At 71.7% G+C, this 7,221-nt stretch carries 5 protein-coding genes and 1 pseudogene; 3 read left to right on the forward strand and 3 right to left on the reverse strand.

Annotated features, from left to right (window positions below):
- A pseudogene (locus tag VIU94_RS28570) lies at window positions 1-1,743 on the forward strand (AfsR family transcriptional regulator); the annotation flags it as partial.
- A gap of 28 nt (window positions 1,744-1,771) precedes the next feature.
- On the opposite strand, the gene VIU94_RS28575 reads toward VIU94_RS28570, so the two are convergent.
- From VIU94_RS28575 to panB, 3 genes are all read right to left on the reverse strand, one after another.
- Window positions 1,772-2,626, reverse strand: coding sequence for an ABC transporter permease (locus VIU94_RS28575; protein WP_331915539.1), 855 nt, complete (start codon window positions 2,624-2,626; stop codon window positions 1,772-1,774).
- Window positions 2,623-3,615 (reverse strand): efflux ABC transporter ATPase subunit, DrrA-related, encoded by a 993-nt coding sequence (locus VIU94_RS28580; RefSeq protein ID WP_331915541.1) that lies wholly within the window; start codon window positions 3,613-3,615, stop codon window positions 2,623-2,625. The genes VIU94_RS28575 and VIU94_RS28580 overlap by 4 nt, the downstream gene beginning before the upstream one ends.
- 231 nt (window positions 3,616-3,846) lie before the next feature.
- On the reverse strand, window positions 3,847-4,710 hold the full coding sequence (gene panB / locus VIU94_RS28585) for a 3-methyl-2-oxobutanoate hydroxymethyltransferase (RefSeq protein ID WP_331915543.1): 864 nt from the start codon (window positions 4,708-4,710) through the stop codon (window positions 3,847-3,849).
- A gap of 261 nt (window positions 4,711-4,971) precedes the next feature.
- Here panB and VIU94_RS28590 point away from each other — a divergent pair, with 261 nt between their 5' ends.
- On the forward strand, window positions 4,972-6,588 hold the full coding sequence (locus VIU94_RS28590; protein ID WP_331915545.1) for an MFS transporter: 1,617 nt from the start codon (window positions 4,972-4,974) through the stop codon (window positions 6,586-6,588).
- 28 nt (window positions 6,589-6,616) lie between these two features.
- A partial coding sequence (locus tag VIU94_RS28595; RefSeq protein WP_331915547.1) for a TetR/AcrR family transcriptional regulator occupies window positions 6,617-7,221 on the forward strand: 605 nt, incomplete at its 3' end.

Consider the following 7,221-nt stretch of genomic DNA (forward strand, 5'->3'; position numbering starts at 1 on the left):
CCCGACCGGGCCGGCATGCCCGACGTGTCCGGCGCGGCCCCCGCGCCCGCCGGGCGCCTCACGCCCCCCGCCCCCGCCGGTCCCCCCGCCCCCGACATCCTCGACCTCCTCGGCTCCCTCGTCGACAAGTCCCTCGTCGTCGCCACCCCCGGCGCCACCGGCATGCGGTACCGGCTGCTCGAGACCGTGGCCGAGTACGCGGGTGAGCGGCTTGACGAGGCCGGGGATCGGGGCGCTGCCGAGCGGCGGCATCTCGTGCACTATCGGGAGCTTGCGCGCCGCGCCGATCCCGAGTTGCGCACCGGGCGGCAGGTGGTTGCCATTGCGCGGCTCGGGGTCGAGTACGGGAATCTGCGGACCGCGCTGCGTCGCGCCGTCGACGCGCGGGACGAGCACGAGGGGCTTGTGCTCGTGCACGCGCTGCTCTGGTACTGGCAGATGCGCGACCTGCGCGCCGACGCCCTGCACTGGGCCGAGGCCGTCGCGGCGCTCGGGCCCGATCCGTTCGAGCCGCCCGCCGCCCCCGTCGTACCGCTGCACGAGCCCTGCATCGCCGCGCCCCCGCCGCTCGGCGAGGCGCAGCTGTGGGAGGCCAGGCGCGGGGTGCGGCTGATCGAGCTGCTCAACATGGACCACGAGACGGGCCGGTGGACCACTCCCGAGGGCCTCGCGCGGCTGCGGCGGATCACCGCGGTCTATCCGCCGGGGCTCCCGCAGACCTGCCGGCTGCCCGGCACCTTCGCGGTCTTCGCCGTCCTCCTGATCGGCGAGGCCGGCCGGATGCACGAGGCGCTGGACGCCAACGTCGACGCCTGCCGCCGCCACGGCTACGAATGGGAGCTCGCCAACGCCCTCACGCTGCGCGCCAACCTCCTCGCCAACCGCGCCGACTGGGCGGAGCGCGCCGGAACCGACGCCGACGAGAGCCTGAAGATCTTCGTCCGTCTCGACGACGCCTGGGGCGCGGCCGAGGCGCTGTCCTCGCGTGCCGAGTCCCGCGAGCGGCGGCTCGACTTCGAGGGCGCCGCCGAGGACTTCGCCGCCGCCATCGGGTACGCCCGCCGGATCGGCGCCCAGTCCCAGATGGCGCTGCTGCGCGCCCGCTACGCCGACATGCTGATCGAGACCGGCCGTCGCGAGGAGGCCGAGCGGATCCTGCGCGAGGTCGTCGAGGGCGGGTACGGCCGCGGCCACGAGCCGATGCTCGCCGCCCGGATCTTCCTCGCGATGCTCCTCGGCCGTACCGGCCGCACCGCCGAGGCCCGCACCCATCTGCTGCGGCTGCTCGACGAGTTCAGCCCCGAGACCCTCTCCATCTTCGAGGGCTTCACGCTCGGCAGCCTGGGCTGGGTGGACAACCTCGACGGGCGGTACGACTCGGCGTACGAGCTCTCCCGGAAGGCGTACGAGCGGTCCCTCGGCGCGCTGTCGATGATGGTCGCCCCGCAGATGCCGGCGATCCATCTGATCAGCGCCGCCTGGGCGCTGGCCGGGCTCGGCGGGCCCGGGGCCCGTACCGCCGCCGTGCTGCTCGGAGCGTACGAGGCACTGCTCCCGCCCGCCCACCTGCCCCCGCCGATCGAGCGGGAGAACCGGGACCGGGCCGCCGAGCTGACCCGGTCCGCTCTCGGCGACGACGCCGCGTTCGAGGCCGCGTACGCCGAGGGCGGCGGCCTCTCCCTCGAAGAGACCGCCGCCCTGCTCGCACGCGCCGACGCGATCAGGAAGCGCGACGAGCCCTGAATCCCCCGTACGCCACCTGAGCCCCCCGTCAGGTCTTCTTGCGGAACTTCGCCACCGCGATCGGCGCCGTGATCACCGTGATCGCCAGGGACCAGCCCAGCGTCATCCACACCGAGTGGGCGACCGGGCCGCCGTTGATCAGGTTCCGGGCGGCGTCGGCGAGGTTCGACAGCGGGTTGTAGTCGGTGAACGCCTCCAGCCAGCCGGGCATCGAGGTCGGCGGGGCGAAGATCGAGGAGCCGAACTGCAGAGGCATCAGGACGAGCATGGCCATTCCCTGGACGGCCTGGGCCGTCTTCATGGTGAGACCGAGCAGGATGAAGATCCACATCAGCGAGGCGCCGAAGACCATGGACAGGCCGATCGCCGCGAACAGATGCAGCACGGAGGTGTGGATCTCCATGCCGAGCAGGAAGCCCATGCCGAGCAGGATCGCGGTGGCGATCAGCATCCGGCCGACCTCGACGACGATCTTCGCGATGAGGACGGAGGACCGGGCGATCGGCATCGTCCGGAACCGGTCCATGACCCCCTTCTTGAAGTCGTCGTTGATGCCGACTCCGACGGCCATCGCGATGTTCATGCCCATCATCGCCATCATGCCGGGCGTCACGTAGTTGACGTACGCGTCGTTGTTGCCCCGGCCGGCGATCGCGCCGCCGAAGACGTACACGAACAGCAGGATGAAGATGATCGGCATCAGGACCGCGTCGAACATCGACTCCGGGTCCTGCTTGATCTGCATGGCGTTGCGCCGAGCCAGCGCGCCTATGTGGCGGAGGTTGGCGCGCAGGCCGATCCGGCCCTCGCCGGCGGGGACCCGCTTCCCGGGCGTCGGGCCGGCGGTGTCGACAGGCTTCTGGGGGAGCGTGGTGGTGCTCATGCGGCGACCTCCTGGGGAAGCGCGTCGGAGACGACGGCCTTCTCGCCGGTGATGGCGAGGAACACCTCGTCGAGGCTGGGCAGGTGGGTGCCGATGTGGGCGATGCCGTAGCCGCGGGCGCCGAACAGGCCCACGACCGCGGTCAGTTGGTCGTCGCTGAGGATCGGGACGTACAGCATTGACTCGTCCGGTACGACGGTCGAGCCGGCGATGCCGTCGAGGCCGGTCTCGCGCAGCGCGGCGGCCATCGCGGGCAGGTCGGCCGGGTCGACCGGGCGGACCTGCAGCGTGCGGCCGCCGACGCGGGCCTTGAGTTCGTCGACCCCGCCGTTCGCGATGACCTTGCCGCGGTCGATGACCGTCAGCTCGCTCGCGAGCTGCTCGGCCTCCTCCATGTATTGCGTGGTCAGCAGGACCGTCGCGCCCTCGGCGACCATCCGCCGGACCTCCTCCCAGACCTCGTTGCGGGTGCGCGGGTCGAGGCCGGTGGTGGGCTCGTCCAGGTAGAGCACCGCCGGGCTGCCGATCATCGAGGCGGCCAGGTCGAGCCGGCGGCGCATGCCGCCGGAGTACTGCATGGCGGGGCGCTTGGCTGCCTCGGTGAGGGAGAACCGTTCCAGCATCGCGTCGGCCCGGCGGCGGGCGTCCGCCCGCGACAGGTCGAGCAGCCGGCCGATCATGTAGAGGTTCTCCCAGCCGGAGAGCTTCTCGTCGACCGAGGCGTACTGGCCGGTGAGGCCGATGGTGCGACGGAGCTGGCGGGGCTGCTTCACGACGTCGTAGCCGGCGACGACGGCCGTCCCCGCGTCCGGGAAGAGCAGGGTGGACAGGCAGCGGACGAGGGTGGTCTTGCCGGCGCCGTTGGGGCCGAGGACCCCGAGGACGGTGCCCTCGCGGACGTCGAGGTCGACTCCGTCCAGCGCCCTCGTCTCGCCGAAGTGCTTCACGAGGCCTCGTACCTCGACGGCGTTGGTGTGTGATCGCGTCATGTGGCTCATGGGACCACCCGCCACCGACAAGCCACCGACAGACGGCCGACAGCCGCCGGAAGCCTCGCCGACATCGCGCCTACAGCCGCCGACAAGCACCCGCACACGCCGACGGCCCGCCGATGGGGGAAGTCGGCGGGCCGTCGTCCGTACCGCGGTGGTCGGTGGCGCGATCGATCGGTGGAACGCGATGGATCGGTGGAACGGGATCGATCGGTGGAACGGGATGGATCAGTGGAAGCTGTGCTCCTCGGCGGGGAACGCCCCGCCGGTGACGTCCTCCGCGAAGGCCCGCGCGGCGTCGCCGAGCGTGTCGCGGAGGTTCGCGTACTGCTTGGTGAACCGCGGCACCTTGCCGCCGGTCAGGCCGGCCATGTCCGTCCAGACGAGGACCTGCGCGTCGGTGCCCGCACCGGCGCCGATGCCGATGGTCGGGATGTGCAGCGAGCGGGTGACCTCGGCGGCCAGCTCGGCCGGCACCAGCTCCAGGACGACCGCGAACGCGCCCGCGTCCTGGGCCGCCTTGGCGTCGCTGAGCAGCCGGTGCGCGGCCTCGTCGGAACGGCCCTGCACCCGGTAGCCCATGGTGTTCACGGACTGCGGGGTCAGGCCCAGGTGGGACATGACCGGGATGCCGGACTGGACGAGCAGTTCGGTCTGCGGGAGGGAGCGCTCGCCGCCCTCCAGCTTGATCGCGCCGACGCCCGCGTCCTTGACGAGGCGGGTGGCGTTGCGCAGTGCCTGGACGGGCCCTTCCTGGTACGAGCCGAAGGGGAGGTCGCCGACGACGAGGGCGCGCTTGGTGCCCCGTACGACGGCGGCGGACAGGATCGTCATCTCGTCCATCGTGACGGGCACGGTGGTGTCGTAGCCGAGATGGCAGTTGCCCATCGAGTCCCCGACGAGGATCACCGGGATGCCGGCCTCGTCGAAGACCGACGCGGTCATCGCGTCGTAGGCGGTGAGCATGGGCCACTTCTCGCCGCGGGTCTTCGCGGCGGCGATGTCGTGGACGGTGATGCGGCGCGTGCCCTTGCCGCCGTACAGCGCCTTGCTGCTGTCGGGGGCCTGCTTCTGGGCAGCCTGAAGCGTCATGGTGAACGGCTCCTTCGTCATCTCGAGGCGCCCTGACGGCGTCCCCGGACCAGATCCATGGTGGCACTTCGCGCGGCGGCGGGGGAAGTGCGCCGGGGCGGCCGGGCAGTGGCGCTCTTCACACTCCGCGCCCTCGCCGTCGAAGCGGCCTCGCAGTCGAAGCTCCCGCGCAGCCGAAGCGCCCTCTCGCTCTAAGCTCACCCTCGGTAAAGAATTTCTATACGAGACGGTCTCGTATCGAAATTGCGCTAGCCTGTGCTCATGCCGCACACTTCTGTCGCCTTGCCACCGCCCCGGGTCCCAGAGGCCGTCCACCGCCGCCGCTGGGCGATCCTCGGCGTGCTCATGCTGAGCCTGCTGATGGTGGTCCTGGACAACTCGATCCTGAACGTGGCGGTCAAGACGATCGCCAGCCCCGCCCCCACCGGCATCGGCGCCACCCAGAGCGAGCTGGAGTGGTCCATCAACTCCTACACGCTCGTCTTCGCCGGGCTGCTCTTCACCTCCGGGCTCCTCGGCGACCGGCTCGGTCGCAAGAAGGTGCTGCTGGCCGGCATCGCCGTCTTCGGCATCGGCTCCGCGCTCGCCGCGATGTCCGGCGCGCCCGGCGAGCTCATCGTCTACCGGGCCGTGATGGGCCTGGGCGCGGCGTTCGTGATGCCCGCGACGCTGGCCGTCCTGATGAACGTCTTCGAGCGCGACGAGCAGCCCCGGGCCATCGGCATCTGGGCCGGCAGCGTCGGCCTGGCCATCGCCGTCGGCCCGATCACCGGCGGCATCCTGCTGGAGCACTTCTGGTGGGGCTCGATCTTCCTCGTCAACGTGCCCGTGGTGCTGCTCGCGCTGGTGCTGATGGCCTGGCTGGTGCCCGACTCCAAGGACCCCAAGCCGGGCCGGCTCGACCTGACGGGCGTGCTGCTGTCCGTGCTCGGCCTGGTCCTGCTGGTGTACGGGATCATCCGCGGCGGCGAGCTCGCGAGCTTCACCGACCTCACCGTCCTCGCCCCGACCCTCGGCGGCCTGGCCGTCCTCGCGGTGTTCGTGCTGCACGAGAGGCGCAGCGACCACCCTTCCGTGGACATGACGTACTTCCGCAAGCCGGAGTTCTCGGCCGGCGTCGCCGCCATCGCGCTGGTCTTCTTCGCCCTCCTGGGCGTGACCTTCTTCTCCGCCTTCTACCTTCAGAGCGTGCGCGGCTACAGCGCCCTGCAGGCCGGGCTGCTGATCCTGCCGCTGGCCGTCGCCCAGACGGTCTTCGCGCCCCGGGCGCGGCTGGTCGTCGAGCGCTTCGGGGCGCGGGCCGTGTGCACGGCCGGCATGCTCGCGGTCGCCGCCGGGCTGGCGGCCTTCGCGCTCTTCGACGCGACGACGCCGGTGTGGCTGATGGAGCTGGTCTTCTTCGTCCAGGGCGCCGGCATGGCGCACATCATGACGCCGGTCACGGTCGCCGTGATGCAGGCGCTGCCCCGGGAGAAGGCGGGCTCCGGTTCGGCGATCAACAACGTCTTCCGGCAGGTGGGCGGCGCGCTCGGTGTCGCCGTCCTCGGCTCGGTGCTCTCCACGACGTACCGAGGCGAGATCGAGGGGCACCTCGGCGCGGTCCCGGCGGGGCTGCGGGAGACGGCGGGCGAGTCGATCGAGGCGACCCTGGGCGTCGCCGAGAAGCTCGGCCCGGCCGGGAAGGCGCTGGTGGAGCCCGCGTACGCCGCCTTCCTCGACGCCATGCACGTCACCGCCCTCGCCTCGGCGGGCGTGGCGCTGGTCGGCGCGCTGGTGGTGGCCCGGTTCCTGCCCGGCCGCGGCCCCGCGGCGGGCGCCGGCGGGCCGGGCGGTGTGAAGGAGGAGGCGGCCGAGGCGGGAGAATCGGTCCGGCGGTAGCGAAGGACGGCGAGAGGCGGAGCGGAACGTGTCCCTGGAAGACGAGGGCGCCGGCGGTGCGCGGCGCGGGCGGCCGCGCAGCGAGGCGGCCGAGCAGGCCATCTTCGACGCGGCCACCAGCCTCCTGGAGGAGGGCGTTCCGCTCGCCGATCTGTCCATCGAGCGGATCGCCCGCACCGCCGGCGTCGGCAAGGCCACCATCTACCGCCGCTGGAGCGGCAAGGAGGAGCTGTTCGTCGATGTCGTCCGCAGCGCCGAACCCCCGGATCCCGAACTCCCCGGCACCTCCATGCGCGACGACCTCGTCGTCCTCCTGGAGTCGCTGCGGCAGCGCGGACTGGTCAGCCGTTCCTCGGTGATCCTGCACAACGTGCACGCCCAGATGAAGAGCAGTCCGAAGCTCTGGGAGGCGTACCACAACCTCGTCATCGCGCCCCGGCGCAGGCTCGGGATGGAGGTTCTGCTGCGGGGTCAGGCGAACGGCGAACTGCGCCAGGACGTCGACATCGAACTGCTCAACGACATCTTCGTCGGCCCCATGTTGCTGCGTTCCGTCATGCGCCCCGACGCCGACCTCCCGGACGGCCTGTCCGAACAGATCGTCGACACGATCCTTGAAGGACTGAGCCCCTT

The sequence above is a fragment of the Streptomyces sp. genome, assembly GCF_036566765.1.
Classification (GTDB): domain Bacteria; phylum Actinomycetota; class Actinomycetes; order Streptomycetales; family Streptomycetaceae; genus Streptomyces.